Genomic DNA, 25,940 nt, shown 5'->3' on the forward strand with positions numbered 1-25,940 from the left:
CCGAAATAATGTTCGGGCTTCCTGGTTCGAGTTATTTTGCCAATGACATTTCTTTTTCAACGAATTTCGTATCGAACGTCCCGATGCGGAACTGCTCATGTGCCATGACTTGTTGATGGAACGGAATCGTCGTTTTAATACCAGAAACCGTAAACTCATCCAATGCACGTAACATCTTCAAAATAGCCTCATCACGAGTCGGTGCATGAACAATCAATTTTGCTACCATCGAGTCATAGAAAGGTGGGATCATCGCTCCAGCGTATAGACCGCTATCGACACGAACGCCCATGCCGCCCGGAACGATATATTGATCGATTTTCCCAGCCATCGGACGGAAGTCCATGAACGGATCCTCCGCGTTGATTCGACACTCGATCGAATGTCCCGAGAACGTAATGTCTTCTTGTGAAATAGCGAGTGGATGTCCGAGTGCCACTTCAAGTTGTGCTTGAACGAGGTCGAATCCCGTGATCATTTCAGTGACGGGATGCTCGACCTGAATCCGTGTGTTCATCTCCATGAAGTAGAACTCGTTTGATTCTGGAACGTAAATGAACTCGATTGTCCCCGCTCCCGAGTACTGAATGGCTTTTGCCGCCTTGACGGCCGCATCGCCCATTAGTTTACGGGTTGTTTCATCAATCGCAGGTGACGGTGCTTCTTCAACGAGTTTTTGCATACGTCGCTGAATCGTACAGTCACGTTCACCTAAGTGAATGACATTGCCGAATTGGTCAGCGAGGACCTGCACTTCGACGTGACGGAACGACTCGATAAACTTCTCGAGATACACGTCACCATTCCCGAACGCCTGCTTCGCTTCTTTACGTGTCGCGACCAACCCTTGAACGAGTTCGTTCTCGTCTCGAGCGACACGGATGCCACGTCCTCCACCACCAGCTGTCGCTTTGATGATGACAGGATAACCCATTTCACGGGCAAGTTCGATGGCTTCTTCATCCGTAACAACACCAGTCGAACCTGGAACGACTGGAACGCCGGACTCAATCATCGTTCGTTTCGCCTCATCCTTGATTCCCATCTTGCGAATCGCGTAACTACTAGGTCCAACGAATTGGATCCCACATGCTTCACACATCTCTGCAAACTCCGCATTTTCAGCTAAAAAGCCGTATCCCGGGTGCACCATCGTCGCATCTACTGCACATGCCACCGATAAAATATTCGGGATATTCAAATAGGAATCTTTCGACGGATTCGGTCCAATACAGTACGCTTCATCGGCCAAATGCACGTGAAGTGCCTCGCGGTCCGCTTCCGAAAAGACAGCGACCGTCGGGATATTCAGTTCCTTTGCTGCACGTATGATTCGAACCGCGATTTCTCCGCGGTTAGCAATTAATAATTTCATAACGACCTCACTTCACGCTGAATAGCGGTTGACCGAATTCGACAAGATCGCCGTCAGCAACGAGAATTTCTACGATTTCGCCACTAATTTCCGCTTCGACATCGTTAAACAGTTTCATCGCCTCTAAGATACATACGATTTGCCCCGACTCCACACGGTCGCCGACATTCACGAACGCTTCTTTATCCGGAGCAGGACGCGAATAAAATGTCCCGACCATCGGTGATGTGATTGTACGATAAGACGCCTTTTCTTGCGTCGCTTCTTCTATTTTCTCTTCAACCTGAGGAGCAGGTGCAGATGGTGTGACCGCTTGTGCCTGCATGACCGGTGCGCTCATGACAGATTGTGTTTCTTTCTTCAGTGACAGTTTGAAATCAGATGTTTCAAGCTCCATCTCATGGACAGAAGACTGGTCCAATAGTTGAATGAGCTCTTTGATTTGATCGATTTGCATCTTTCTTACCCCCTGTTTATACCTGGTACTAATCTCTACTTCACTATAACTGGTCAGACCAATGAATGCAACGAGAAAAAAAGAGTGCTCATTCATTCGAATGAACACTCTGAAAGATTAACCGTTGTAACGACCCATGAATTCTCCAGTACGTGTATCAACCGTTACTTTTTCACCTGGTTCGATGAAAAGTGGTACTTGGATGATATGTCCCGTTTCTACTGTCGCGTTTTTCTTAACGTTTGATGCCGTGTCGCCTTTGACGCCAGGATCTGCCTCAACGATTGTCAAGACAACGCTTGTTGGAAGTTCGATTCCGAGAATCTCGCCGTTATAGTCAGCGATGCTAACTTCCATGTTTTCAAGCAAGTATGGAAGCGCTGATTTAACTTGTTCGCTTGTCAATTCAAGTTGCTCGTATGATTCATTGTCCATGAAGACATACGTGTCACCCATTGGGTAGAGGTACTGCATACGTTTACGCTCGATGTGAGCGCGTTCGATTTTTTCTCCACCGCGGAACGTCGTTTCTTGAATGGCTCCGTTACGCAAGTTACGCATTTTTGTACGGACGAAGGCCGCGCCTTTACCTGGTTTCACGTGTTGGAATTCGATGACTTGCCAAATCGAACCGTCAGACGTTTTAACCGTCAATCCTGTTTTTAAATCGTTAACTGATACCATATTCATTTCCTCCTAAATTCAGACGAGACTTACGCCTCGATCGTGATTAACTCTTTTGGTGACTGCGTCAGACGGTAACATCCGTCCTCCGTGATGACGACATCGTCTTCAATTCGGCAACCACCGACGCCATTGATGTAAATTCCCGGTTCGATTGTCACGACCATACCTGGCTCGAGAACTGTCTCTGAACGGAATGATAATCCTGGCGCCTCGTGCACTTCCATACCGAGACCATGACCAGTTGAATGACCGAAGTACTCGCCATACCCAGCATCTTTAATGATGTCTCGTGTCAACGCATCCGCTTCAATACCTGTTATGCCGGCACGCGTGCCTTCGACACCAGCGAGCTGAGCGCGGAGTACCGTGTCATAGATTTGACGTAATTCATCCGAGATTGGACCAACGGCAAGCGTACGCGTGATATCAGAGCAGTACCCTTTATAATACGCTCCAAAATCAAGCGTGACCAGTTCACCTGATTCGATGACTTTATCGCTGGCCACACCGTGGGGAAGTGCCGATCGTAGACCAGATGCAACGATCATATCAAATGATGATGAGTCTGCACCTTTTGAGCGCATGAACATCTCAAGTTCATTTGCAACTTCTCTCTCCGTGCGACCAGGGCGGATAAACGTCTGGATGTGGGTATACGCCTCATCAGCGATTGCCGCAGCTTCCTTCATAATCTTAATCTCTGATTCATCCTTAATCAAGCGCAGTTTTTCTACGATTCCTGATGTCTCGATGAGTTTAGCATCCACTTCTTTTTCGTAGGTGCGGAACTGACCGACTGTCATCGCGTCTTGCTCAATTCCGAGACGAGCGACCGACTCGCGTGATACGACGTCAGCAACCGATTGAATAAGCGAAGTATCGAGTTGAATGATGTCATATCCTTTCACTTGATCATTCGCTTGTTCCGTATAGCGGAAATCCGTAATGAAACTTGCTGATTTTGTCGTGATGACGATGACACCGCTTGATCCAGTAAATCCTGATAAGTAACGGATATTCTCACGCTTAGTGACGAGCAATGCGTCAATCTCGTTTGCCTCTAACTGTGCTTGCAGTTTGTTTACGCGTTCAATCATGTCGATTCCTCCAATGTTCGAGTAGTGCATGCAAAGCTAACGTATAGCTGGTGAGACCGAATCCTGCAATCACACCGATGCAAACACCAGCGATTTTCGATTCGTGCCGAAAGGTCTCACGAGCATGCACATTCGAGATATGTACTTCAACGACCGGGGCAGCAATCGCGGATATAGCATCTCGAATCGCAATCGACGTATGCGTATACGCTCCAGCGTTCAAGATAACACCTTCGTAATCAAACGCATCGTGGAGGGCATCAATCAACTCACCCTCATGATTTGACTGTTTAAAGATGAGTTCAACATTCTCGGGAGCGACGAGCAACAATTCGGCCGCTAACCCTTTTAATGAAACGTCCCCATACACGTCAGGCTCACGACGGCCAAGTAAATTTAAATTCGGCCCATTTAATACTAAGATCCGCAATCTTCTTCCCCCTCGTTCGTCAAGTCTTATCTATTGTAACAAATTTATCGAAAGAACGTGAATTGTGCCTTCTACCCTTTCGTTTTTTTTATGAATCACGGTATAATTCAAGTACAATACTGTAAGAATCGAGGAAAGTGAATGAATTCTAAACCAACCATCCCCGTCGGAGGACAGGCGCTCGTGGAAGGCGTCATGTTTCAGGGCCGTTCCGAAAGCGCCTCTGCCATCCGACGAAAGGACGGCACCATTGAAACGTTTGAGCAAGCACGAATCCTCGTTCCTTGGGTCCAATCCTTAAAAAAAGTACCGTTCCTTAGAGGAATCGTCGCACTCTATGAATCACTTAAAAATGGGTCCGCTCACATGAACTTTGCGAGTGACCGCTACGATGTCGACCCGAGTGACGATGTACAGTCAGACGATGATCAAAAACAAAGCATTTGGATGATCGCCTTCATCGCAATCGTCGGTGTCGTCTCGTACATCTTCGGAAAATTAATCTTCAACGTGACGCCAGCATTACTTGCGGCCATGTTCCAAGACGTACCGCTATTTTCTGGACATGTGATTCAAAACCTCCTTGAAGGGGGAATAAAATTAGTATTGCTACTCAGTTACCTCTATATTATTTCTTTGACGCCACTCATCAAACGCGTCTTTCAATATCACGGTGCTGAGCACAAGGTCATCAACTGTTATGAGTCCGGACTGCCGATTACGGTTGAACATGTTCGCCAGAGCTCACGTCTCCATTATCGTTGTGGCTCAAGCTTTATCTTGTTTACCGTTTTCGTTGGAATTGGCGTCTATATGATCGTGCCAATCGATCCGCTTTGGTTGCGACTCGTCAGCCGAATCGCGCTTTTGCCGGTTGTCATCGGAATCTCATTTGAAGTCCTTCAATTTACTAACCGTTTCCGCGATCATCGCTATCTGTCATTTCTCGGGAAACCTGGACTGTCGTTGCAGTTATTAACGACCCGGGAACCAAACGATGACCAGATTCAAGTCGCCATCGAAGCATTTGAAGCTTGGGAGCGGAAAGAGTTAGGAGAATCGGTCGTTCATAGAGAGGGATAAGAGGAGGAAGCACCATGATCAGACAAAGAATTGGTTCGACCGCTGCAACAATCGTGTTCATCCTTGGTTTCATCGGGGTAGGACATATGCTCGCCACCGACCCCGGTCGCCTGTTTCGGCAATTGTTGTTCATCGGGATATTCGGGTTAGTCTTTTATGTGATCTATCGCTTTTTTATCGGACGACGTATGTCCCCAGAAGATATGCGTTATCGTAAAACAGCACAAGCCTCTAAAAAACGGATGCAAGGTACCCGTGGACCTCAAGTCAGACCTTCCGCGTCCATGAAGAATAAGAAGAACAAAAAACCGGGATCAAACGTTACGAAGTTGTCTAAACGTTCGAGCACACACCGGAGCAACCCTCCTCACTTAACGGTAATCGAGGGGAAAAAAGGCAAGAAGAAAAAGAAAGCGAATATGTAAAAGGAGCGCCGCGGCGCTCCTTTTAATTCGTCTCTACATATCCGATGTAAGGAAGATTTCGATATTGCTCCGCATAATCAATGCCATACCCGATGACAAACTCATCTGGGATTTCAAATCCGACATAGTCTGCGTCCAACTGAACAAGACGTCGTGCCGGTTTATCAAGCAACGTGCAGATTTTCAATTGTTTCGGTTGATGGAGCTCCATATGTTTGCACAAGAATTTCAATGTCTGCCCCGTGTCGATGATGTCCTCGATAATGACCACATATTTTCCTTCGACGTCGAGATCTAAGTCTTTACGAAGTTGGACACTACCGCTAGAGACCGTCTTTTTCCCGTATGAAGACGTCGCTACAGTATCCAATTGGACGCTACCTTTCATATAACGCATCAAATCTGCCGCAAAGACCATTGACCCTTTCAATACAGCGACGATGACAATCGGTGTTCCCATTGCATCGTGCTCAATTTCCTCTGCCAATTCTTTCACACGCGTTTGAATCTGTTGTTCATCAAATAGTTTCCCTTTAATTTGAATCTCCATGACTTAGGCGAATGTTCGCCGTCACCCCCTAATTATTCAATCCACGATTAATATTAGCATATACGAACCCTAAAAATAAACATTATAAGAATAAAATAAACTTTATGTTCGGTTTTAAGTGGATATTTACTAAATATAAAACGCCAACCGTTTCAGATTGACGTTTTTCCAAACCTTATTCTTCGGTAATTCGTTCTTGTTCGCGGAATTCTTTAAATTGGTCCATGAGTTCCGGTTTATCCTCAAAAAATTCTACGAACTGCGTCATACAGTCAAGTGTATTTGAGCTCAGATGATGCTCGATTCCTTCGACATCCTCGTATACATCTGCTTCATCTACACCGATCAGACGTAAAAAAGACTCGAGCATCGCATGTCGCTCGACCAATCGTTTTCCTATCTTTTGACCTTTTTTTGTCAGCATGAGCCCACGATATTTTTCGTAGACCAAATATTCTTCACGATCCAACTTTTGGACCATCTTGGTGACAGAGGAAGGATGTACCCCTAAATGTTCGGCAATGTCAGATACTCGTGCATATCCTTTCTCTGACATCAATAAGTAAATGCGTTCTAAATAATCTTCCATACTCGGTGTCGGCATGGGCACGACCTCCCCTAATGTTCCGGTTTCCACTTTTATTTTATCCTAACTGGCATGAAATCGAAAGGGAAAGCCCCGATTGATTGAGTCAATCATTGTCTCATGACCTTAAATTCATTATAATGAGATATGGTAACTTTGAAAGAGAAAGGAAGAACATCTATGGGAATCGAAACAATCCTCGTCATCCTCCTATGGGTTGCCTTGATCGCCTATATCGTATGGCGTTTCATGCCAGCTCGCGGGTTGAAAAAAATGAAACAAGAAGAATTCCGCGCTTCACTTCGAAAAGGTCAGTTGATCGATGTGCGTGAACCGAACGAATATAAAGGTGGACATATCGTCGGCGCTCGGAATATCCCGGTCGGTCAGTTGAAGATGCGCATGAAAGAATTGCGTAAAGACCAACCCATCTTGATTTACTGCCAAGGTAGTTCACGTTCAAACCAGGCGGCTAAACTTCTCATGAAGAACGGCTATAATAATATTTACATGCTTGAAGGTGGCTTCAAGAACTGGAAGGGCAAGATTAAAAAAGCATAAAGAATGGGCGGTCGATTTGATCATCGACTCGCCCGTTTTTTATTTTACAGATGACGTCTCACGACGCTCATATTTCAAAATCGGCTTACGGGCAGCGAGTGTCTCGTCCATCCGTTTGACGACCGTCGTATGCGGAGCCGTCTGAACGATTTCCGGATTCTCTTCTGCCTCTTTGGCAATCTGGAGCATCGCATCACAGAACGCATCGAGTGTTTCTTTTGATTCCGTCTCTGTCGGTTCCACCATGATGCATTCCTCGACATTTAACGGGAAATAGATTGTCGGTGGGTGGTAACCGAAGTCAAGAAGACGTTTCGCGATATCGAGTGTACGTACCCCGAGGGCTTTTTGACGTTTCCCTGACAAGACGAACTCGTGTTTGCAATACGTATCATATGGCACGTCAAACGCATCTTTTAGTCGCGCGAACATATAGTTGGCGTTGAGGACCGCTTCACGTGATACTCGTGTCAACCCTTCAGCGCCCATCGTCTTAATGTAGCTATACGCACGAACGTTGATCCCGAAGTTTCCATAGAATGGTTTGATTCGACCGATTGAATGTGGACGGTCGTAATCGAGACCGTATCCATCTTCTGTCTTCGTCACGATTGGAGTAGGAAGGAATGGAATCAAATCGCGTTTCACCCCGACTGGACCTGAGCCTGGACCTCCACCGCCGTGTGGGCCAGTGAACGTTTTATGAAGATTCAAGTGGACGACGTCAAAGCCCATGTCCCCCGGACGAGCGATCCCGAGAATCGCGTTTGAGTTCGCACCATCATAATACAGCTTCCCGCCAGCTCCATGAACGACTTTTGAGATTTCAAGGATATCTGCCTCAAATAGTCCAAGCGTATTCGGGTTTGTCAGCATGAGCGCAGCTGTATCCGCTCCAACTTTCGACTTCAAATCATCCAAATCGACAAGACCGCGCTCATCCGACTTGACGGTTACCGTCTCAAATCCAGCAACGACTGCAGACGCTGGGTTTGTTCCGTGCGCCGAGTCTGGGACGAGTACTTTCGTACGAGCCGTATCCCCATTACGCTCATGGAACGCTTTGATCAACATGAGACCTGTCCATTCACCGTGCGCCCCTGCCGCAGGTTGCAATGTGACTTCGTCCATACCTGTGATTTCAGCGAGTTGCTCCTGTAAATCTACCATGAGCTCAAGCGCACCTTGAATCGTCTCGACCGGTTGCAACGGGTGAATATGTGCAAATCCAGAAAGACGAGCCATATCTTCGTTCACTTTCGGATTATATTTCATCGTACATGAACCTAGCGGATAAAAGCCTGAATCGACCCCATGGTTTCGGGTAGACAGAGACGTGTAATGGCGAACGACATCGAGTTCAGATACTTCCGGAAGTTCCGCTGCCTCTTTTCGAATCATCGTAGCCGGTAACAATGTCTCAAGGTCCACCTCAGGGACAGTCGGTGTCGGCAAATTATATCCTGTACGTCCTTCACGTGATACTTCAAAAATTAGCGTTTGCTCGTGTTGCATTATTTCATCCCCCCAACCACTTCGACAAACTGGTCAATCTCTTCTTTCGTACGCAACTCCGTCGCGCAAACCAACATCTGTGTCTGACGTTCCTCTTCATACGTACCGAGCGGCAGACCACCAATCATCCCATGCTCAAGTAGATGACGCGACACGTCTTCTGCGTCACGCCCAAAGTCTACGACAAACTCATTGAACATCGGTCCTTCATCAATGATGTTGAATCCTGCAGCTTTTAACGTTTCTTTCATATAATGAGCAGTTTGAATGTTTCGAACGGCCATATCACGAATACCGTATTTTCCTAAAGCAGACATCGTGATCGAAGCAGCCAATGCGTTGAGCGCTTGGTTCGAACAGATATTAGATGTCGCTTTATCACGACGGATATGCTGTTCCCGTGCTTGAAGTGTCAACACGAATCCGCGTTTGCCGTCCTCGTCGACTGTTTGACCGACAAGTCGCCCCGGTAGTTTACGCATCAAAGTTTTTTTGACCGCGAAGTATCCACATGACGGTCCACCAAAACTTTGCGGAATACCAAATGGCTGTGCATCCCCGACCGTGATGTCCGCACCGAGTGCCCCTGGCGACTCCAAAATCCCGAGGGCGAGCGGGTTGCTCGACACGATGAAGAGTGCACCGGCTTCGTGAGCCAGCTCCGCCATTTTTTCTAAGTCTTCAATGCGACCGTAGAAGTTCGGATATTGAACGACAAGACAAGATGCGTTCGTCAAGTCGAGGTCGGACACATCTGTTACCCCGTTCAACACATCTGTATAGTCGACTGACAGTCCTGGTCCGTCCGCATAAGTACGGATCACGTCCTTCGCTTCAGGATGCACCGCACCGGAGACGACGACACGTTTCTTCTTCGTCTGTGCACTCGCTAAGTATGTCGCCTCAGCAAGAGCTGTAATCCCGTCGTACATCGAAGAGTTCGCGACGTCCATCCCTGTCAATTCACAAATCATTGTTTGAAATTCAAACATCGCCTGAAGTTCACCTTGTGAAATCTCAGGTTGATATGGCGTATACGCCGTATAGAATTCAGAACGCAAAAGCATATGGTTCATCACACTCGGTGAAAGATGATCATACATCCCTGCCCCAAGGAAGCTCGGGTAAGATTTCGTATGTTTGTTCTTATCGGCCAATTTCGTCATATGACGAACGAGATCGACTTCCGGAAGCGGAGCCCCGATCGCCGCCAATGATGCTTGTTCGCGAAGTGTTTCTGGAATATCCGAAAGAAGCGCTTCGATTGAATCGACGCCGATTGTCTCTAACATGTCTCGTTCATCTTGTTCGGTCATCGGTAAATAACGAAATTCCATTCTGTTCATTCTGAATCCCCCTGTTTCATTTCGTTCGTTTATAGAAAGGTGTCGGTACGCGTTCGGCTTCAATCTTTTTGCCACGGATGTCGATGACAAAACGATCTACATCTTTGTAACGTGCATCGACTCGTGCCCATGCGATTGATTCATTTACAGTCGGAGGCATCGTACCGGTCGTGACAACGCCGATTACATTACCATTCAATTCAACTTGCGCCCCTTGGCGGGCAATCCCACGACCGAGCAATCTCAATCCAATCAATCGATTCGGAATGTTTTCTTTTTGAGTGACGAGTGCTTCCTTACCAACAAAGTCAGTATCTAGCTTGACGGCAAAATTGAGATTCGCTTCGAACGGCGTGACTGACTCATCCAACTCATGACCATAAAGCGGCAAACACGCTTCGAAACGTAATGTATCGCGTGCGCCCAGTCCACACGGGGTAACACCCTCGGCTTCAAGTGCTTCCCAAATAGCAGAAATCGCTTCTGAACGAGCATATATCTCAAATCCATCTTCCCCAGTATATCCACTTCTAGAGATAATCGACGGCACACCCGCCACGTCCCCATTCATGAATTTGAAGAACCCGATTTCATCAAGCGCCACATTTGTGATGGTTTGAAGCACAGATTGTGCATGTGGCCCTTGAATCGCAATTTGACCGTATTCATCCGATTCATTCGTCACGACAACATCACCGTTCACGTATCGACGAATGTGCGCTTCATCCTTTTCGATATTCGATGCATTGACAACGAGCCAATAAGCATCCTCATCTAAACGGTAGACAAGTAAATCATCTACAACGCCGCCGTCTTCTAGGCAGAGAAGATTGTACTGGGCTTGACCGACTTTTATCTTCGAGATATCATTCGTCACCAAGTTTTGAACTTGCTCAAGTGCGTCCGGCCCTTCGATTCGAATTTCTCCCATGTGAGATACATCAAACATCCCCACGTTTTGACGTACAGCCAAATGCTCTTCTTTAATCGAAGAGAACATAATCGGCATTTCAAATCCCGCAAAATCAACCATCTTCGCCTTCGGTTCGATTAAATCGAACAAAGGCGTACGTTTCAAAGTAACCTTTTCCATAATATCCCCCAATCCCGAACATAAAATGCTTTTGTTTTTGAAATCTTTCGTTTTCCATTTCACTTTAACAATTTTTAAACCTTCTGCATAGGTAAAAAAGAGAAAAAGAAAAAGGATGGAAAACGAAAACGTTTTCATCCTCATTATTTCATATTTTCGACTCGGTGGAAACGTCAGAACGTTCAATTCCAGCTGTCCGTTTGATTTCATGAGTTAGCTCAACGGCGGCTTGCTTCAATTCAATCGATTCACTCTTCGCATTGACCCCAAACTCTTTTATTTGGGTAACAGATCGGTTGACCGCATCCACGTGTCCTTTGATCTCATTGACCAGTTGACCAATCACGTCTGCCCGAAGTTTAAACCGTTCCGTTAGGCGATTCAAGCGGCCGAATTCAGGCTTCATTTTATTTTTAAATAAGAGGTAACCATATACCCCAAGTCCAACTATTGCTAGTCCAATGATTGCGAGATTTATCCAAATCATACGTTCCTCTCCTTCAAACGAATAATGTATTCTGCAATGTCTTCTGGCGTTTGCGTTGCATCAATAGACTCGTCCGCTTCCCGGTAGGATGCATCACGTCGCTCATATAACTCCTTCACTTTCGTTCGTCCTTTTTGAACTAGCGGGCGATCAGATGCCTTGATCCGTTCCCAACATATTTCAAACGGCAGGTCTAAATGAAGCACAGTCCCATGATCACGCATCCATCGCATATTTTCAGGTCGCTCAATAATCCCGCCTCCTGTCAGTACAAAGTCCGCGTCGACTTGTCTTAGAACTTCTGTTTCTACTTCCCGAAACGCTGACTCACCGAACTGTTTAAAATATGTAGCAATATCCATCCCTATCTGGGCTTCAATACACTGATCCAAATCAACCGTTTCACCCGCTTCTCTCAATAGTGGGAATAAGGTAGATTTACCTGTACCCATAAATCCCACAATGTAAAACGGTTTGTCATTCATAAGTCATCACCTCTTTATGGCGTTCACCGGATGATAATACCATGTCCACTTCAGTTCGATTGGGTGCAATCGGCCGACATGTCACAGTACCCGTCGGTTTATGAATCGTCAAAGGGTGCTCTTTGCATCGTCCTTTTGCCAATAACAAATGTGATTCGAAACGAATAGACAATATTTCATCGGAGATTTGCCTTGTCGTTCTCTCTACATCAGTATACCAAAATAATGCAGCTCCTAGTAACCATACAATCAAGGTCAGGGTGACGATGAGGAAGAATCCACGTTCATACACATGACGTGCCGCTCTCTTTTGTACGATGAATCGGTCCATGAAATTTGAAATCCTACCCCGACCGATTCGACATGATACTGATTGATTCCTCTTAAAAAGAGTAAGTTCCCTCCTCCGTCTCCCACCATCACCAAATTGCCGTTTACCTGTTTGATTGTCCATGGCCACCGCTCCTCATCCGATTTGACGAAATCACCTCGCAACCGCCCGGCATCGACACGGCAATTTTCACTCCCCATCAAACGACGTACAATCAATTGCGGTGTCGTATGATGGTTCCATTTAGGCTGTTCATAAAGATGTTGACCCAGAGTAAGCAGTTCAACTAAAAGGAAAAGAAACATGGGTAGAATCAGCAAAACGAACGTCATTTCAATCATCGTAAACCCATTTTCATAATGTCGGTAAACAAAATTCTTTCTCACATACTTGTTCACGTCCTGACGGTTCAGCAGCCTCAAGTAGCACCTCCCCTTGTAATCGCTCAAAAATAAACAACGTTTCACTCAGTCGATCGACTCGTTCATTCCCTTGCACTACGAATGATGTCAATATGAAGATCCACCCCATCACAACCGCAATGCTGACACTCAATTCCCACAGTGAATAGCCCATCTCATCCATCTTCACGAACAATCACCTCCGGTTCGTATGTACCGATTCGAAACTTAAGCGTCACAGACGTTTTTCCACTGACAAATTTCCATTGACCTGCATAAGCCGCCGTCGCTTGTGAAAAGGTGATTGTATGATATGAAGGCAAGTATACCTTTACGCCACTCGGCACATCCACTTCTCGAACCACACTTCTCCCACATACAATAAGGTACGTTTTTTGTTTCGAAACCCAAAGCAATTTTGGCACGCAACTCCCATCCTCAGAAATATACGGATACTGTCCCGCTTCTTGAATGTCGGCAACTAATGAGTCAGTAAAGTCGAAAAGTTCAATTCGTTCGAATGGCTTCACAACCGGCGCGCTGATGAGTAGTAGAAAAGATAAGACCACTAACACCCAGGTCACTTCCACTAACGTATAGCCCCTCATTGTTTAGTCAATGTTCCGTCGAGAGGCGAATACGTATAGTCGACCGATTGACAACTATAAACGAGTGGGTCTTTAGCAGAGGCTCGATTGATTTCCTCTAACGTCACCGGATATCCTTTATGCTCTGCGTAGTGCAAATTAATTTCGGACTCGACAATTCGCACGCTCCCTTCACAACTTACTTGATCCGCCCGCGACTTCCCTTCCGTTAGAGATGGGACAAGCAATAAAAGAAGCACGGAAATAATTAACAGAACTGCCGCCATTTCAATCAGTGTGAACCCTTCCTCTTCCTTCATGTGTAAGTTCCCCCTTCATAATTGGGCCATAATGAGTTTGACCGGCAAATACAAGGTATAAAATAAGACTGCAATCATCATGCTTAACACGCCATATAAAGCTGGTTCTACTTTTTCAATTAGACTTCGAATATACTGCTCCATTTCTTCGAAAACGAGCTCTCGGTGAAGGGACATCAATTCGCCGAGCTCACCACTCATCGCCCCTACACCCAATAAACTCACGACCTCATAGTCAATGAACGGCTCACTTTTCGTTGCGTCCTCAATACTCTTCCCATCAGACATTCGCTGATGAATTCGTTTTGCCAGTTCAGCCATCTCCCCTTCCTCATCGGAAAGTCGAGAAATGATTTGACGGATATTTGTCTCGGTCTTCTGAAGCAATGACAGTTCACTGACGAATAGATACGTCATATATAATGTTTTTCCTCGTTTCCATATGTAGAATGGAAGTTCGGTTCCTCTCCGATGTAAAACGTATAAGATTACGCCTACCGTGAAGAACGTACAAAATAGTATCGGAAAGAACCAACGGGATAATAGAACCGTAGCCACTCCGCTATGCGATGAAAGATCTACCATTCCCATCAACTTCGGAAAAATGTATAACGCATAAATCATGCCTAACAGAAGTAGGATGAAAAAAATGAGCAACGGATAGCGGATGAGTCGTTTCAATTCTTTTTTACCGCGCTGCCTCATTTCTAACACTTGAACAACTTGAGACAATCCATCGATGAATCGACCGCTCTGTTCCGCTGTATGTAACATCTCTTGCATCTGTTTATTCGTGACAATCACCGAGAACACTTTAGACAACTCTGTGCCCGACTCTAATAGCATCCTCATGTGATGAACCTTTTCTTTCATATTCCCTCTCTCATGAAACTCCAATGTTTCCATCGTCGTTTTAAGCGAGACTCCTCGGGACTGAAGACGTAGGAATCGTTGAATCAATCGAGCGGATGAGTTGAAGTCAGTGCGGACCATTCACAAGTCACCTCCTGATTCCGGGTCAATACACACCAATGTCTTTCAACAGACGACCTCCCAAGAAGCTGCTCCAATCGTCTCTCTCCGTCTTCTATGGATGCTGTATGGAACGTGGTAATAGTCATATGTCCACTGAGCGCGGCATCATATGCGACAAGTAGCTCTTCTTCAGTCCGAACTTCCCCGATGACAATGATATCCGGATCTGCACGAAGCGTTTCTTTTAACAACTGCTGATGCCCTAGTCCTGCTTTCGCGTTCACCTCTAATTGAATAACCCCTTCAACGACCTGCTCCGGTGGGTTCTCAATCGTTACAATTCGTTCATGCTTCAATTGATTTAATAATGCATATAATACCGTGGTCTTCCCAGCTCCAGTAGACCCACCTATGAAGAATAGTCCACGACGAGCCGCTACCATTTTGTTAAAACGTTCTACATCATGTACATGTAACAGTTCATCAAGTTCGAACACATGGTGCGGAATCCTCCAAGACATCATCGTCTGAGTAAATGAAGGCAAAAATGTCACTCGAATCACATCTTGATTCAGTTCGTAGACACCGGACTGCGGAATCCGTTGATTCGTTTCAGATAATGAACACCAATAGCGCATATGAAACGTCAGTCGATCATACAGATCAACATCGATTGATCGAAACTCGACTAATCTCATCGCAGATCTGATTTGAATTTTCACCTTATCGAAATCCGGTATAAAGTGAAGATCGCTCGCGCCGACTCGACGTGCCGAAATTACTAGTTCTTCAATGAGCTCCTTCATCTCAATCACCTCGCTATAAGCATAAAAAAAAGCCCACTAAGTTTAAAGTGGACTTGTTTTATGAAACTTGGACTGAAACTACATTATGACGACGCGCATATGTTTCGATTGAAACCTTGTCATAGCCGACAATCACTTCTTTTCCATCAGTCAGGATCGGACGTTTTAGTAGTTTTGGATTTTCACTCATCAATTTGAGTAATTCACTTAATTTCAAATCCTCCACATCAACATCAAGTTGTTTGAAGGCCTGGCTTCTCGTCGCAAGGAGGGAGTCAACGCCTTCCTCACTAATCGCAAGTAACTGTAATAGTTCATCGACAGTCGGTGCATCTCTGAAAATATGACGTTCGCTCACTTGCAGTTCCTGTTCTTGTAAAAACGCTTTCGTCTTTCTACATGATGTACAACTTGGATACGTGTAAAACATTAGTTCTGATGCCATTATATGTTCCTCCCTCATTCAACTTCTCACTTCGCTCAGTTTGTATAAGTTGATTATACATCCCTATACCCCTTTTGTACACTTTTTGTACAACTTTTTTAATTTTTTTGTACAACTTTATTTTCCGTATTCACTTCACATATTTTTCACGATTATTTTGCTCAATTCTCACGTTTCCATAGCATTTTTTCGAATGTGTTGGTAAAATAGTGAATGAGAATGGAATAATGCACGTATGGGGGGATTAACATGGCAAGAATGTTTCGTGTCCTAGGCTTTTGGACTGGGTTAGTAGCGGCACTTGCTTTCGTAGGCGCACTAGGCGGCGACCAAAGCAGTAGTGAACATACCGGCGACTTTATCGTGATGGGACTTGTCTTCTTAGCACAAACGATTTTCTTCGTCGCTCTTGGTTACTTAAAGTTAACTGAAAAAACGTATGTATATGTGTTCGGTGCGTATTTGACAATTTTCTTCGTTGTCTTTACGTATTGGAGCAACTTCCAAATGTAAAAAAGATTGTCTCACCGGAGACAATCTTTTTTATTATGTGAAAAACGGATTTGTACGTTTTTCTTCTTCGAGCGTCGTCTGCGGACCGTGTCCCGAGTAAAGGATCGTCTCATCAGGAAGGAGTTGCTTCATCCGATCGATAGATCCCATTAATGTTGACTGATCACCACCAAACAGATCCGTCCGTCCGACGGATTGTTTAAAAATCAAGTCACCACAAAAGGCAGTCTTTTCATCAGCCATATACAATACGACACTTCCTGGGGAATGACCCGGTGTATGATAGATATGAAATGTGAGATTCCCGATTCTTAAAACATCACCTTCATATGTTTTCTCTGCGGGTTTCATCGAAGGCATCGGTAAGTTAAACGCAGAGGCCCCATTCTTTTCTCCATTCGTTAGCCAATCGGTTTCAAGACGATGTATATACACAGGTATTTGATAGCGTTCGCGAAGTGCATCGATGCCACCGATATGATCAAAATGCGCATGCGTCAACAATATCGCCGAGGGTGTCCCGAATCGATCGATTACTTCAAAGAAGCGTGGATCATCGGTTCCTGGGTCAATGACGACCACCGTGCCATCCTTTTCTAAGACGTATCCATTCTCTTGCGCTAAACCAGATGTAATCTTTTTGATTTGCATATCGTTCATCCCCTTCTTGTTCAAAACAATATTGTGGCAAAATTGTATCGATGTCAACCTTTACTCGACAGCGCCCTAATAATCGGATAAAATAATAATGATATTTCAGTGAAATTTTTATGAATTTCATGACGTATAATTAAAGGGGGAACTCGTCATGCATTTGTATGAACCGTTCGGATGGATGTCCGTCATCATTGCGATTGTGGCTATCTGGGGAATGCTTCGTTCATTCCAAAAACGCCAATTCTTTCCGCTCGTATTTGCAGGTTTAACTGTACTCGTATTCGGATTCTTTGGAATCGCTACCTTAATCTACGGTGGAATTCCAGGTTAATTGGCATCACGCAATCATTAAGCGACTTCGGTCGCTTTTTTGTTTCATTTTTTTAGTTGAACCTCTGTCCATGAAAATGAATTCAAATAAAAAACGGACCGTTCCACTAAATGGATCGGTCCGTAAACTGCTTATTCTTTTGTCTGTTCTTTGAAACGAAGAAGATCGGAATAAATTAAGTCGTCGTTCATTTGCAAAATCTTTTCCGCTTCTTCTGTCATCGGACCACATAGCGACGTGTCTTCCACAACTTCACCAGAAGTCGCATTGTAACATGTCGATTGTGTCCATACATACTCATCCGTCACGACCGTACCGTCACGGAAAATAGCACGACTGTTACGATTTTCTGAGAACAAGTCGTTCCCGAATCCAATCGTATCCGACGTATCAATTCCAAGAAGGTGTAAGATTGTCGGTTTCATGTCGACATGACTCCCGATCGTCTCATGCACTTCACCTTTCTTCTGATCCGGTAAATGGATTGCGAATGGTACTTGTTGTAACTTCGCTACATCGAAAGGCGTCAATTCGTCTTTTCCGAGCAACTCAGCCATCGCATCGTTGTGGTTTGTCGAAATTCCATAGTGGTCACCATAGACGACAAAGATGGTATCATCCCACATCCCGTTCTCTTTCAATTGATCGATGAAGAGACCGAGTGCGTAATCTTGATAGGCGAGTGCCTGAGGGAAATTGTTCAATGTGGTCGAGCTTGTCTCGAACTTCGGTACGAGCTCATAGTCCTCACTCGGCATCGTATATGGGAAGTGGTTCGTCAACGTAATGAACTTCGCGTAATACGGTTCCGGTAATTCTTTAAGCATTGGAATCGATTGCTCGAAGAAGCTATCGTCTAGAAGACCCCACTCTGTCATATTTTCAGGATTACCGAGGTCATAGCTCTTCTCATCAAAGAACTTGTCGACACCTACATTTTTATACATTTGATCACGGTTCCAGAACGATTTGTTGTTCGCATGGAACACTGCTGAGTAATAGTTGTCTTCTTTAATTAACTCAGGAAGTGCCTGATATTCGTTATCTGCGTTCGTAAAGTATACGGCACCACGTGGTAAGCCATATAAAGAGTTATCTAGCGCAAACTCTGCATCCGATGTTTTCCCTTGACCAACAGTATGGTAATAGTTTGGCCAATAATGAGATTCATCGATCAACTTGTTCAAGTTCGGCGTAATGTACTCTCCATTCGGTGCTTTCATATTGTGCGTGAAGTTCTGAGTCGATTCAAACGAAACGACGATGACGTTCTTCCCTTTATACTTCCCGAACAAATCTGGATTCGGTGCAGCATAATTTTGACGAGTGAACTGTTCGATTGTTGCGAGTTCTGATTCGTCCGCCATTGCCTTTTGAGCAGATGTTTTTGTTTGAAGCATCGCATCATATACATGGAAATTAAATGTTCCGATGTTTTTAACTAAAAGCTCACGGTCAAATGAGCGAGTCAACAATTCAGGGCGCTCCGTCTCAGCCAAAGAAAGGTTGAATAAGAATACAGATACGGCTGCAACAAATGTGATGAGAGCACGACGATGTGATGCCGCATTCTCTTTCAAGTTCATCCGCCATAGAATAAATGGAAGAACGAACACATCACCAAGAATAATTAAGTCTTTCCACTCTAATAATGAAGTAAACGATGAAGAGATCGTCTCCATGTTCGACGGTTGCATGATGACAGGAACTGTCAGATAGTCCGTGAATTCCCGAAAATACACGGCATCCGCAAACAGAACGAATGAAGCAACCGCATAAAGGGTGAAGAGTACCCATTTTTGTTTGTTTCCTTTAAAGAAGAAGTGGAAGGCGAACAGGAATAAGGTCGAACTGATCGGGCTAATCAGTAAGATAAATGCCTGCGCAGTGTTTTCAATCGGAATGTTAAAGAAAAATTGATAGACGATGTACGTCTTCGTCCAAAGCAATAACGTAAAAATCCAAAATAAACGATATTCTTGAAACGAAGTACGGACCGTGTCGTTCAGTCTCGTCGATAGCTTCGAGAAGCGTTGAGATGAATTCATCAGACGGTCTCCTCCTCTTTTCAGTTTTTAGGCAAGTTTTCATAGCCATTTTTATATTTGTTCATACATTGTACAATTCAAAATGAATAGTACACGTCCAGTATCAAGACCAAATCTTACTCCTTTTTTAATAAAAAATCAACTATGACGTTACAAATTTTACAATATCCCATACCCTTTCCCATAAGAAAACACGCCTGCATCAAGCAGACGTGTCGTCATTATACGCGTGTCGGAAGGAAGTGTTTACGTGCTAACCACGCACACCCGATTACTCCGGCATCGTTTTCAAGTTCTGCGATTTTGAAAGTCGTTGACTCGTAGACGCGTTCGAGCGCAAACCGTTTAAATTGAGCGTCTAACGGTTCGAGTAATGCATCACCAGCTTTAGAGACGCCACCCCCGATGACAATCATTTTTGGATTGAGCGTGTTCGCGATGTTCGAAATCGTCAAGCCAAGATATTCCGTCATTTCGTCAATGACTGATGTTGCGATCGAATCGCCCGCCTTATATGCTTCAAAGACGTCACGTGCCGTCACTTCCTTTAGGTCGTTCAAGGATGTGTCTTGATTTTTCCGTTTCTGCAGAGCCAATCGTGAGATGCCCGTAGCGGATGCAATGGTTTCGATACATCCCAAACGACCACAACCACACTTTACAGCTTTTGTATCATCACGCTCTACCGTAATATGACCAATCTCTCCAGCCATACCTGCTGTTCCGTGGACGATATTTCCATTTGTGATCACACCACCACCGACGCCCGTTCCAAGCGTAATCGCCAACAATTCAGATGCCCCTTCTCCAGCGCCTTTCCACATTTCACCGAGCGCTGCAGCATTCGCATCGTTTTCAAGTACAGCCGGAAGACCGACCGCCTGTTCGAATTCGCTCACAAGTGCGAAGTCTTTCCACCCGATATTTGGAGAATATTCAACAACCCCTTCTGAGAAGTTGATGAACCCTGGCGCGCCGATTCCAGCGCCCGCAAAATCTTCTTTCTTTTTACCTGATGTCACTAAATATGTTTCAAAAGAAGCTGCAATGTCCTTCGGGATATGTACACCGTTTTCTCGAATATCCGTTTTGACTTCCCACTTATCAGAAATGATGCCGTTCATGTCTAAAACAGCCATCTTCACCGTTGTACCTCCGATGTCGATCCCTAGTAACCATTTCATATCGTTCACTCCTCATCTCAACTAAATCGCTTTCATTGATTAGTGTACACTATTATCCCCTTAGTGCAACCCTTTGCACTAAGGGGTTTCTGTCAATCCGTTGAATTTTTCAATTCATGGGTCAAAATGATTTTAGCCGTATCATAAACACGTTGTTCGATGATGCCCCCCTCATACATTTCATCAAGTTCCATCATCATGAGTGAGATTTCAGCATCCCGTTCTCCAATGTAAATAATGGTTCCGAATGATTTTAAAAACTGCTGGACATCATAAAAGTTTTTCATGCTTCTTCCTCCATCGTTGATTGCACATAACGGTATAGCAGTTCTCTCGTGGCTTCCATAGATGACGTATGAGTCCGCTCATAGCTATGACTGGATTCGATTCCAGGTCCAACCAATGCGTGTCGTACATCATAACCGGCACGAATGGCGGCTGATGCATCTGAACCATAGTATGGATATATATCTACCTTATAGTCGATCTCGTAAGACTTACAAAGTGACGTAAATTTCCGACGCAATCCGATGTCATATGGTCCAGAAGAGTCTTTGGCACAGATCGAGACGGTATATTCATCTGAATGTTGTCCATCCCCTAGTGCCCCCATATCGACAGCGACATACTCCACAACCGCTTCTGGAATACCTGCATTCCCTCCGAAGCCGACTTCCTCATAGTTTGAGATTAAGTAATGAACTGTATGTGGTAAGTCTTGATCGACCAAGTCTTTTGCGAGGTCTAATAAAATAGCGACGGATGCCTTATCATCCAAATGGCGTGATTTCACATAACCTGAAGACGTCACTTTAAAACGCGGGTCAAATGAGACGAAATCCCCCACTTCAATCCCTAGTGCGTTCACTTCTTCACGCGAGTGAACCTTTTCATCGAGTCGGACTTCTATATTCGATGCTGAACGCTCCGCAGAATTGGCATCCTTATAAACGTGCACACTCGACTGATGAATGAGAATCGTACCTTCAATGGCTTCTCCTTCTTCACGATGAATAAGACAGTTCTCCCCCTCGATTGCCGTCCAGGCGTAACCACCGACTTGAGTCAAACGCAAACGCCCACTCGGCAAGATCTCTTTCACCATCGCCCCTAACGTATCGACGTGCGCTGTTAACAGACGCGCTTTTGTTGACCGGCCAGGGAATGTCGCTAGCAATGCTCCTTTATGTAGCCGAGACGTAGTGACTCCGAGAGCGCGTAGCTCGCTCTCCGTATATGAAATAGCTTCTTCCGTCATACCAGACGGACTCGGAATATTCACTAATGTCTTTAATGTATCCATCATCTTGTTCATTTTGCTCTCCCCTTACCAAAATCCGTACCCATACAAGAATCCAAATAATAGGATTGTGAGCACAGAAAATAAGATTCGTTGTGTTCGATTTTTCTCATCAGGCAATCCGACGACTCCGGAGACGAAGAATCCACCCATTAGTCCACCTGCATGTGCGAAATGGTCTAAACTTGCACCTAAAACAAATGCCAGGCCCACATTTAATCCTAACATAATAAACAATGGAGGTCCGAGCGTCTTCATAAAAAGTGAACGATCTCGTAATCCAAAGTAAAGTAGCGAGCCCACCAATCCAAAGAGTGCACCAGACGCCCCCGCCGATATGGATTCACTGAAGGCGAACGATGCCGTCGTCGCCAATACCCCACTGATGATATAAATGATCAAGAATCTGATTGACCCATACATTCGTTCAACAAGTGGGCCGAGTGACCAAAGCGCAAACATATTGATCGCAAAATGAAACCAACCGATGTGTAGAAACATCGGGGTAAGCAATCGCCACCATTCTCCTTGTTCGATGAGCGGATTCACTTTCGCGCCGAATGTGATCAACGTATTCGGGTCAAATGTCGAGCCGACCGACTCCGCTACCCACATCACTAAAAATGTAAGGAGTAGGAGTCCGTACACTACTTTCGGTTTGCCAAACGAAAATCGCTTCTTAAGCTCCACTTTCTTCTTCCGATCGAGCGAGACCGCAAGAAGACGAAACCGATCTTCTTCCATCGTAGGAGTACAAATCGATCGAGCCAACGTCACTTTCGCAGGAATCGAAAAGGATAACGAGTTAATTCTTTCTTCATCAACTAACCTCTCCCCGTACAGATGAATCGTCAACCGCTTCCGACCGATTCGGGCAAGACGAAAGGCGTTTAAGATGGCGTGGATATCCATTGCGACATGATTCACCCATGCCTTTTCAGTTTGGATGTATAAATCATAGCGATCGCCCGCTTTCGTATCGAGCAAGATGACCGCACGGGAAGGCTCTAAAACTCCTTCGATGCGTCCACCGCTTTCAACCGCATGATAAATATCTTCCCAAAAACAACTCGTTGCCAACTAAACCCCCTCCTCTCTCAATTCTATTGTAAATCACGAAACGACGCACGACCAAACGATGATTCGTTCTTTATGTATAAAAACCCGTAACCATATGGCTACGGGTTTTCATAGGGTGAAGATTACAAGACAGGCTCCATTGTTTTCATGAGTACGTTCGCAGAATGTTGCATTTTCTCATGCTCTTCTTGTGACAACTCAATCTCAACGACTTCACGAACGCCTTGACGGTTGATGATTGCTGGCACACCGATATGAATATCGCGCAATCCATACTCTCCATCAAGGTGTGCACCGACTGTCAACAACGTATTCTCGTTACGAAGAACAGCTTTCACCAACCGAAGGAGGCCGAGTCCAATCGCATAGTACGTCGCACCTTTGCGCTCGATAATATGATAAGCGGCATCACGAACATTTACGTAGATGTCTTCAAGGTCTTCCCAGTTGTATTCGTCATGTTCTTCAAGCAACTGCTCGACTGATTTTCCATAAATGCGCGCATTACTCCATGCAGCGAACTCCGTATCCCCATGCTCACCCATGATGTAGGCATGGCAGTTGCGCGGGTCGACATTGAAGTAATCCCCTAACATATAGCGTAAACGGGATGTATCCAACACGGTACCTGAACCGAAGACGCGATGTTTCGGAAGACCTGAATATTTCCAAGCGAGATGTGTCATGATGTCGACCGGGTTTGATGCAATGATGATGATTCCATCGAATCCAGACTCCATAATCTCTGAAATCATGGACTTCATGATTTTCGCATTCTTTTCAACGAGGTCAAGGCGTGTCTCCCCTGGACGTTGCGGAGCACCTGCCGTAATCACAACGATATCAGCAACCCCACAGTCCGCATAATCCCCTGCCCAGACGCGCATCGGAGATGAAGCGAAGGAAACACCATGATTCAAGTCCATCGCTTCGCCTTCGGCTTTTGCTTTATTAATATCGATGATGACAAGCTCCTCACAAAGACTAGCTGTCGTTAATTGGTATGCGAAACTCGCACCTACTGCCCCTGCCCCTACAAGTGCGACACGTGTTACTTTAGCATGATTTAATGTTTCCATATTGATTCTCCACCCTTCGAACAATCTGTTTCATGTATTTGTTATCTCTGTTACATAAAGATTGTAACATCATTCACAAACCCTAACTACAGTGGAAACCGTTTTCACTTTGGCGATATTGTGACAACATTCACATTCGGATGAAACATCTTCATTTTCTGTACTACCCTCATCTGAATACGAAAAAACAAATCATCGTTGCCCCAAACACGGATAAAAAATTAACCGCATCATTCCCGAGTAGACGGGACCCTGACACATAAATCGTCGGGACTTGATGATGAATTTTTTTCTCCGTCAGTTTGCCACAGACGTCACAGCGAAACTTCCGCTGCACTGTCGCGCCAAGTAACGTATCGATGATGCTTCCACTCAGACCGATTGCCCAAAGCATTAGAAAGAGCGGTAGGTCCACTTCGATAAACAATACTGAAGACAACACGATCACGAACGCTCCTACGATGGACATCATCGTCCCAAACGTTGACACTGCTCCGCTTGTGCCCGGTTCAACTCGTTTAAACGTGAACATGAATCGCGGTCGATGAGACGATAATACACCGAATTCCGATCCCCACGTATCACTCGTCGCGGCTGCAATGGAAACGATGTACATATAGAGAAAGACGTAATCTTTCGTATATAAAAATCCGAGTGCACAAAGGATACCTACCCCACCATTCGCCAATACTTGTATGGCATCACGGGCACCGGTCTTTTCGACGATATCGTCGACCCCTCGCTTATCCCTAGAGCGATATTTCGAGGCGAGCGAGGATGTCGAGAAAAATACACCGAGTAAGTAAAGTCCAAACCATCCAAACGATAATCCAATTACCGTACCCGTCACAACTGTCAATAGAGCTCCTGAGAGCGTCAAGGAGTGTAATCGATACCCGAGATAGGCGACAACGCATGTCACGATAAAAATGGCAAACATTGAATACTCTCCTTTTCCGTCACAATCCACTGTACTGGGAGATCGTGCGGTTCTGTCGGTACGTGTGTTACAAGTTGGGCAGAATAAGCTAGTGAAAGGGTCACACCTTCGTATGTTTCTAGAAATCGGTCATAGTATCCCCCGCCCCATCCGACGCGAAATCCAGAACGATCAAACACTCGTCCTGGGACGAGACATAAATCAATCGTCTGCGTCGTTGGAGAAGTCGTTGGTTCTAATATATTCATGACACCGATCTCAAGGTCATCGAATGAGTTGATGACATGAAATGTAAGCCCCTGCTCCATTACTTTCGGGACACACACCGTTTTTCCTTCTTTAAATGCTTCATGAATAATCGGTGATGTTTCGATTTCAAGTGGGAGTGACAATGTCACAGCAATCGTTTGACTATTTTTCCACAAAGACGTCGCGAACAGTCGTTGATGAATCAACTCATCCACTTCTTGCCGATTTTCCATTTGTCTAATGTACTGATGTACGGTACGTCTAAGCGCAGCTTTTTCATCCACAACGTATTCCTCCTTACAAAAAAAGCCGCCACATATGTGACGGCCGGTCCCTTATTACTTCACTTCGCGGTAAAGCGTGTGACGACGGAGACGTGGGTTGTATTTGCGCAACTCGAGGCGCTCAGGGTTGTTACGTTTGTTTTTCTTCGTGATGTACGTGCGATCGCCTGTTTCTGTGCAAGCTAATGTAATTTTAACGCGCATTTCTTTCACTCCCATCTTAATGATGTTGT

General features: G+C 45.1%; 34 protein-coding genes. 5 read left to right on the forward strand and 29 right to left on the reverse strand.

Annotated elements, in window-relative coordinates:
• Nucleotides 1–31 precede the first annotated feature (31 nt).
• From accC to aroQ, 5 genes are all read right to left on the reverse strand, one after another.
• On the reverse strand, nucleotides 32–1,375 hold the full coding sequence (gene accC, locus KNO90_RS01740; RefSeq protein ID WP_214741093.1) for an acetyl-CoA carboxylase biotin carboxylase subunit: 1,344 nt from the start codon (nucleotides 1,373–1,375) through the stop codon (nucleotides 32–34).
• Between the two features lie 7 nt (nucleotides 1,376–1,382).
• Complete coding sequence (accB, locus tag KNO90_RS01745; RefSeq protein WP_215112883.1) at nucleotides 1,383–1,832, reverse strand: acetyl-CoA carboxylase biotin carboxyl carrier protein; 450 nt, start codon at nucleotides 1,830–1,832, stop codon at nucleotides 1,383–1,385.
• A 117-nt stretch (nucleotides 1,833–1,949) separates the two neighbouring features.
• On the reverse strand, nucleotides 1,950–2,516 hold the full coding sequence (gene efp, locus KNO90_RS01750) for an elongation factor P (RefSeq protein WP_214741095.1): 567 nt from the start codon (nucleotides 2,514–2,516) through the stop codon (nucleotides 1,950–1,952).
• A gap of 29 nt (nucleotides 2,517–2,545) precedes the next feature.
• Nucleotides 2,546–3,613 carry a M24 family metallopeptidase gene (locus KNO90_RS01755; RefSeq protein ID WP_353048481.1) on the reverse strand — a complete coding sequence of 356 codons (1,068 nt, stop codon included), beginning with the start codon at nucleotides 3,611–3,613 and terminating at the stop codon, nucleotides 2,546–2,548.
• A complete protein-coding gene (gene aroQ, locus KNO90_RS01760; protein ID WP_214741099.1) occupies nucleotides 3,609–4,046 on the reverse strand; it encodes a type II 3-dehydroquinate dehydratase in 438 nt (145 codons plus the stop codon). The genes KNO90_RS01755 and aroQ overlap by 5 nt, the downstream gene beginning before the upstream one ends.
• Before the next feature lie 141 nt (nucleotides 4,047–4,187).
• Between aroQ and KNO90_RS01765 the strand changes: the two genes are divergently transcribed.
• Both KNO90_RS01765 and KNO90_RS01770 read left to right on the forward strand, forming a co-directional pair.
• Complete coding sequence (locus KNO90_RS01765; protein ID WP_214741101.1) at nucleotides 4,188–5,129, forward strand: DUF1385 domain-containing protein; 942 nt, start codon at nucleotides 4,188–4,190, stop codon at nucleotides 5,127–5,129.
• 14 nt (nucleotides 5,130–5,143) lie between these two features.
• Nucleotides 5,144–5,554, forward strand: a complete 411-nt coding sequence (locus KNO90_RS01770) for an SA1362 family protein (protein WP_214741104.1) — start codon at nucleotides 5,144–5,146, stop codon at nucleotides 5,552–5,554.
• A 22-nt stretch (nucleotides 5,555–5,576) separates the two neighbouring features.
• On the opposite strand, the gene hpt is transcribed toward KNO90_RS01770, so the two are convergent.
• Both hpt and mntR read right to left on the reverse strand, forming a co-directional pair.
• Nucleotides 5,577–6,104, reverse strand: a complete 528-nt coding sequence (gene hpt / locus KNO90_RS01775; RefSeq protein WP_214741106.1) for a hypoxanthine phosphoribosyltransferase — start codon at nucleotides 6,102–6,104, stop codon at nucleotides 5,577–5,579.
• 175 nt (nucleotides 6,105–6,279) lie between these two features.
• Nucleotides 6,280–6,708 (reverse strand): transcriptional regulator MntR, encoded by a 429-nt coding sequence (gene mntR, locus KNO90_RS01780; RefSeq protein ID WP_214741108.1) that lies wholly within the window; start codon nucleotides 6,706–6,708, stop codon nucleotides 6,280–6,282.
• 162 nt (nucleotides 6,709–6,870) lie between these two features.
• On the opposite strand from mntR, the gene KNO90_RS01785 reads away from it, so the two are divergent.
• A complete protein-coding gene (locus tag KNO90_RS01785; RefSeq protein WP_083600098.1) occupies nucleotides 6,871–7,251 on the forward strand; it encodes a rhodanese-like domain-containing protein in 381 nt (126 codons plus the stop codon).
• A gap of 39 nt (nucleotides 7,252–7,290) precedes the next feature.
• Here KNO90_RS01785 and gcvPB read toward each other — a convergent pair whose 3' ends face one another.
• The 12 genes from gcvPB to KNO90_RS01845 form a co-directional block, all read right to left on the reverse strand.
• The gene (gcvPB, locus tag KNO90_RS01790) at nucleotides 7,291–8,766 is read right to left on the reverse strand and encodes an aminomethyl-transferring glycine dehydrogenase subunit GcvPB (protein ID WP_215112885.1); all 1,476 of its coding nucleotides are present in this window, start codon (nucleotides 8,764–8,766) and stop codon (nucleotides 7,291–7,293) included.
• On the reverse strand, nucleotides 8,766–10,103 hold the full coding sequence (gcvPA, locus tag KNO90_RS01795; RefSeq protein ID WP_215113289.1) for an aminomethyl-transferring glycine dehydrogenase subunit GcvPA: 1,338 nt from the start codon (nucleotides 10,101–10,103) through the stop codon (nucleotides 8,766–8,768). Before gcvPA ends, gcvPB begins: the two co-directional genes overlap by 1 nt.
• 25 nt (nucleotides 10,104–10,128) lie before the next feature.
• Nucleotides 10,129–11,205 (reverse strand): glycine cleavage system aminomethyltransferase GcvT, encoded by a 1,077-nt coding sequence (gcvT, locus tag KNO90_RS01800; protein WP_215112886.1) that lies wholly within the window; start codon nucleotides 11,203–11,205, stop codon nucleotides 10,129–10,131.
• 148 nt (nucleotides 11,206–11,353) lie between these two features.
• Complete coding sequence (locus KNO90_RS01805) at nucleotides 11,354–11,692, reverse strand: hypothetical protein (RefSeq protein WP_215112887.1); 339 nt, start codon at nucleotides 11,690–11,692, stop codon at nucleotides 11,354–11,356.
• Nucleotides 11,689–12,177 carry a shikimate kinase gene (locus tag KNO90_RS01810; RefSeq protein ID WP_214741116.1) on the reverse strand — a complete coding sequence of 163 codons (489 nt, stop codon included), beginning with the start codon at nucleotides 12,175–12,177 and terminating at the stop codon, nucleotides 11,689–11,691. The genes KNO90_RS01805 and KNO90_RS01810 overlap by 4 nt, the downstream gene beginning before the upstream one ends.
• Nucleotides 12,178–12,432: 255 nt before the next feature.
• Nucleotides 12,433–12,849: a hypothetical protein gene (locus tag KNO90_RS01815; protein WP_215112888.1), complete on the reverse strand. Its 417-nt coding sequence runs from the start codon at nucleotides 12,847–12,849 to the stop codon at nucleotides 12,433–12,435.
• 13 nt (nucleotides 12,850–12,862) lie between these two features.
• Nucleotides 12,863–13,093, reverse strand: coding sequence for a hypothetical protein (locus tag KNO90_RS01820; RefSeq protein WP_251127351.1), 231 nt, complete (start codon nucleotides 13,091–13,093; stop codon nucleotides 12,863–12,865).
• A complete protein-coding gene (locus tag KNO90_RS01825; protein ID WP_353048457.1) occupies nucleotides 13,086–13,484 on the reverse strand; it encodes a prepilin-type cleavage/methylation domain-containing protein in 399 nt (132 codons plus the stop codon). Before KNO90_RS01825 ends, KNO90_RS01820 begins: the two co-directional genes overlap by 8 nt.
• Before the next feature lie 29 nt (nucleotides 13,485–13,513).
• A complete protein-coding gene (locus KNO90_RS01830; protein WP_214741125.1) occupies nucleotides 13,514–13,816 on the reverse strand; it encodes a prepilin-type N-terminal cleavage/methylation domain-containing protein in 303 nt (100 codons plus the stop codon).
• Between the two features lie 15 nt (nucleotides 13,817–13,831).
• Nucleotides 13,832–14,809, reverse strand: a complete 978-nt coding sequence (locus KNO90_RS01835) for a type II secretion system F family protein (protein WP_215112891.1) — start codon at nucleotides 14,807–14,809, stop codon at nucleotides 13,832–13,834.
• Nucleotides 14,773–15,597, reverse strand: coding sequence for an ATPase, T2SS/T4P/T4SS family (locus KNO90_RS01840; protein WP_214777561.1), 825 nt, complete (start codon nucleotides 15,595–15,597; stop codon nucleotides 14,773–14,775). The genes KNO90_RS01835 and KNO90_RS01840 overlap by 37 nt, the downstream gene beginning before the upstream one ends.
• Before the next feature lie 58 nt (nucleotides 15,598–15,655).
• Nucleotides 15,656–16,042 (reverse strand): Spx/MgsR family RNA polymerase-binding regulatory protein, encoded by a 387-nt coding sequence (locus KNO90_RS01845; protein ID WP_214741131.1) that lies wholly within the window; start codon nucleotides 16,040–16,042, stop codon nucleotides 15,656–15,658.
• 249 nt (nucleotides 16,043–16,291) lie between these two features.
• On the opposite strand from KNO90_RS01845, the gene KNO90_RS01850 reads away from it, so the two are divergent.
• Nucleotides 16,292–16,555, forward strand: coding sequence for a DUF2626 domain-containing protein (locus KNO90_RS01850; RefSeq protein ID WP_012726597.1), 264 nt, complete (start codon nucleotides 16,292–16,294; stop codon nucleotides 16,553–16,555).
• A gap of 33 nt (nucleotides 16,556–16,588) precedes the next feature.
• Here the strand turns inward: KNO90_RS01850 and KNO90_RS01855 are convergent, their stop codons facing one another.
• Entirely contained in the window at nucleotides 16,589–17,206 is a 618-nt protein-coding gene (locus KNO90_RS01855) for an MBL fold metallo-hydrolase (RefSeq protein WP_215112892.1), read from the reverse strand.
• Between the two features lie 157 nt (nucleotides 17,207–17,363).
• Here KNO90_RS01855 and KNO90_RS01860 point away from each other — a divergent pair, with 157 nt between their 5' ends.
• Nucleotides 17,364–17,543, forward strand: coding sequence for a DUF2759 domain-containing protein (locus KNO90_RS01860; protein ID WP_214741135.1), 180 nt, complete (start codon nucleotides 17,364–17,366; stop codon nucleotides 17,541–17,543).
• A gap of 131 nt (nucleotides 17,544–17,674) precedes the next feature.
• Here the strand turns inward: KNO90_RS01860 and KNO90_RS01865 are convergent, their stop codons facing one another.
• The 9 genes from KNO90_RS01865 to rpmG all read right to left on the reverse strand — a co-directional run bounded on the left by KNO90_RS01865 (nucleotide 17,675) and on the right by rpmG (nucleotide 25,926).
• A complete protein-coding gene (locus tag KNO90_RS01865; RefSeq protein ID WP_214741137.1) occupies nucleotides 17,675–19,591 on the reverse strand; it encodes an LTA synthase family protein in 1,917 nt (638 codons plus the stop codon).
• A gap of 221 nt (nucleotides 19,592–19,812) precedes the next feature.
• Nucleotides 19,813–20,775 (reverse strand): ROK family glucokinase, encoded by a 963-nt coding sequence (locus tag KNO90_RS01870; RefSeq protein ID WP_215112893.1) that lies wholly within the window; start codon nucleotides 20,773–20,775, stop codon nucleotides 19,813–19,815.
• Nucleotides 20,776–20,867: 92 nt separating this feature from the next.
• Nucleotides 20,868–21,062, reverse strand: a complete 195-nt coding sequence (locus KNO90_RS01875; RefSeq protein ID WP_214741141.1) for a YqgQ family protein — start codon at nucleotides 21,060–21,062, stop codon at nucleotides 20,868–20,870.
• A complete protein-coding gene (locus tag KNO90_RS01880; protein ID WP_215112894.1) occupies nucleotides 21,059–22,090 on the reverse strand; it encodes a M42 family metallopeptidase in 1,032 nt (343 codons plus the stop codon). The genes KNO90_RS01875 and KNO90_RS01880 overlap by 4 nt, the downstream gene beginning before the upstream one ends.
• A 12-nt stretch (nucleotides 22,091–22,102) precedes the next feature.
• Nucleotides 22,103–23,155 carry a rhomboid family intramembrane serine protease gene (locus KNO90_RS01885; protein WP_215112895.1) on the reverse strand — a complete coding sequence of 351 codons (1,053 nt, stop codon included), beginning with the start codon at nucleotides 23,153–23,155 and terminating at the stop codon, nucleotides 22,103–22,105.
• Nucleotides 23,156–23,277: 122 nt separating this feature from the next.
• Nucleotides 23,278–24,234, reverse strand: a complete 957-nt coding sequence (locus tag KNO90_RS01890; protein ID WP_215112896.1) for an L-lactate dehydrogenase — start codon at nucleotides 24,232–24,234, stop codon at nucleotides 23,278–23,280.
• 169 nt (nucleotides 24,235–24,403) lie between these two features.
• Nucleotides 24,404–25,174, reverse strand: coding sequence for a DUF92 domain-containing protein (locus KNO90_RS01895; RefSeq protein WP_215112897.1), 771 nt, complete (start codon nucleotides 25,172–25,174; stop codon nucleotides 24,404–24,406).
• Nucleotides 25,153–25,707 (reverse strand): 5-formyltetrahydrofolate cyclo-ligase, encoded by a 555-nt coding sequence (locus KNO90_RS01900; RefSeq protein WP_215112898.1) that lies wholly within the window; start codon nucleotides 25,705–25,707, stop codon nucleotides 25,153–25,155. Before KNO90_RS01900 ends, KNO90_RS01895 begins: the two co-directional genes overlap by 22 nt.
• Nucleotides 25,708–25,761: 54 nt before the next feature.
• Nucleotides 25,762–25,926: a 50S ribosomal protein L33 gene (gene rpmG, locus KNO90_RS01905; RefSeq protein WP_255313299.1), complete on the reverse strand. Its 165-nt coding sequence runs from the start codon at nucleotides 25,924–25,926 to the stop codon at nucleotides 25,762–25,764.
• Nucleotides 25,927–25,940 lie beyond the last annotated feature (14 nt).

Origin of the sequence: Exiguobacterium sp. s63 (assembly GCF_018617335.1) — a bacterium.
GTDB lineage: Bacteria > Bacillota > Bacilli > Exiguobacteriales > Exiguobacteriaceae > Exiguobacterium.

Coding starts and splice junctions, on each gene's coding strand:
- KNO90_RS01810 (WP_214741116.1), bottom strand. CDS start 12,177: ATGAATGACAAACCGTTTTACATTGTGGGATTTATGGGTACAGGTAAA.
- gcvPB (WP_215112885.1), bottom strand. CDS start 8,766: ATGCAACACGAGCAAACGCTAATTTTTGAAGTATCACGTGAAGGACGT.
- gcvT (WP_215112886.1), bottom strand. CDS start 11,205: ATGGAAAAGGTTACTTTGAAACGTACGCCTTTGTTCGATTTAATCGAA.
- rpmG (WP_255313299.1), bottom strand. CDS start 25,926: ATGGGAGTGAAAGAAATGCGCGTTAAAATTACATTAGCTTGCACAGAA.
- KNO90_RS01875 (WP_214741141.1), bottom strand. CDS start 21,062: ATGAAAAACTTTTATGATGTCCAGCAGTTTTTAAAATCATTCGGAACC.
- KNO90_RS01815 (WP_215112888.1), bottom strand. CDS start 12,849: ATGATTGAAATGACGTTCGTTTTGCTGATTCTACCCATGTTTCTTTTC.
- KNO90_RS01785 (WP_083600098.1), top strand. CDS start 6,871: ATGGGAATCGAAACAATCCTCGTCATCCTCCTATGGGTTGCCTTGATC.
- KNO90_RS01835 (WP_215112891.1), bottom strand. CDS start 14,809: ATGGTCCGCACTGACTTCAACTCATCCGCTCGATTGATTCAACGATTC.
- efp (WP_214741095.1), bottom strand. CDS start 2,516: ATGGTATCAGTTAACGATTTAAAAACAGGATTGACGGTTAAAACGTCT.
- mntR (WP_214741108.1), bottom strand. CDS start 6,708: ATGCCGACACCGAGTATGGAAGATTATTTAGAACGCATTTACTTATTG.
- KNO90_RS01855 (WP_215112892.1), bottom strand. CDS start 17,206: ATGCAAATCAAAAAGATTACATCTGGTTTAGCGCAAGAGAATGGATAC.
- accC (WP_214741093.1), bottom strand. CDS start 1,375: ATGAAATTATTAATTGCTAACCGCGGAGAAATCGCGGTTCGAATCATA.
- accB (WP_215112883.1), bottom strand. CDS start 1,832: ATGCAAATCGATCAAATCAAAGAGCTCATTCAACTATTGGACCAGTCT.
- hpt (WP_214741106.1), bottom strand. CDS start 6,104: ATGGAGATTCAAATTAAAGGGAAACTATTTGATGAACAACAGATTCAA.
- KNO90_RS01805 (WP_215112887.1), bottom strand. CDS start 11,692: ATGATTTGGATAAATCTCGCAATCATTGGACTAGCAATAGTTGGACTT.
- KNO90_RS01840 (WP_214777561.1), bottom strand. CDS start 15,597: ATGAAGGAGCTCATTGAAGAACTAGTAATTTCGGCACGTCGAGTCGGC.
- KNO90_RS01850 (WP_012726597.1), top strand. CDS start 16,292: ATGGCAAGAATGTTTCGTGTCCTAGGCTTTTGGACTGGGTTAGTAGCG.
- KNO90_RS01880 (WP_215112894.1), bottom strand. CDS start 22,090: ATGAACAAGATGATGGATACATTAAAGACATTAGTGAATATTCCGAGT.
- KNO90_RS01860 (WP_214741135.1), top strand. CDS start 17,364: ATGCATTTGTATGAACCGTTCGGATGGATGTCCGTCATCATTGCGATT.
- KNO90_RS01830 (WP_214741125.1), bottom strand. CDS start 13,816: ATGAAGGAAGAGGAAGGGTTCACACTGATTGAAATGGCGGCAGTTCTG.
- gcvPA (WP_215113289.1), bottom strand. CDS start 10,103: ATGGAATTTCGTTATTTACCGATGACCGAACAAGATGAACGAGACATG.
- KNO90_RS01845 (WP_214741131.1), bottom strand. CDS start 16,042: ATGGCATCAGAACTAATGTTTTACACGTATCCAAGTTGTACATCATGT.
- KNO90_RS01770 (WP_214741104.1), top strand. CDS start 5,144: ATGATCAGACAAAGAATTGGTTCGACCGCTGCAACAATCGTGTTCATC.
- KNO90_RS01820 (WP_251127351.1), bottom strand. CDS start 13,093: ATGGATGAGATGGGCTATTCACTGTGGGAATTGAGTGTCAGCATTGCG.
- KNO90_RS01870 (WP_215112893.1), bottom strand. CDS start 20,775: ATGAAATGGTTACTAGGGATCGACATCGGAGGTACAACGGTGAAGATG.
- KNO90_RS01890 (WP_215112896.1), bottom strand. CDS start 24,234: ATGGAAACATTAAATCATGCTAAAGTAACACGTGTCGCACTTGTAGGG.
- KNO90_RS01865 (WP_214741137.1), bottom strand. CDS start 19,591: ATGAATTCATCTCAACGCTTCTCGAAGCTATCGACGAGACTGAACGAC.
- KNO90_RS01895 (WP_215112897.1), bottom strand. CDS start 25,174: ATGTTTGCCATTTTTATCGTGACATGCGTTGTCGCCTATCTCGGGTAT.
- KNO90_RS01765 (WP_214741101.1), top strand. CDS start 4,188: ATGAATTCTAAACCAACCATCCCCGTCGGAGGACAGGCGCTCGTGGAA.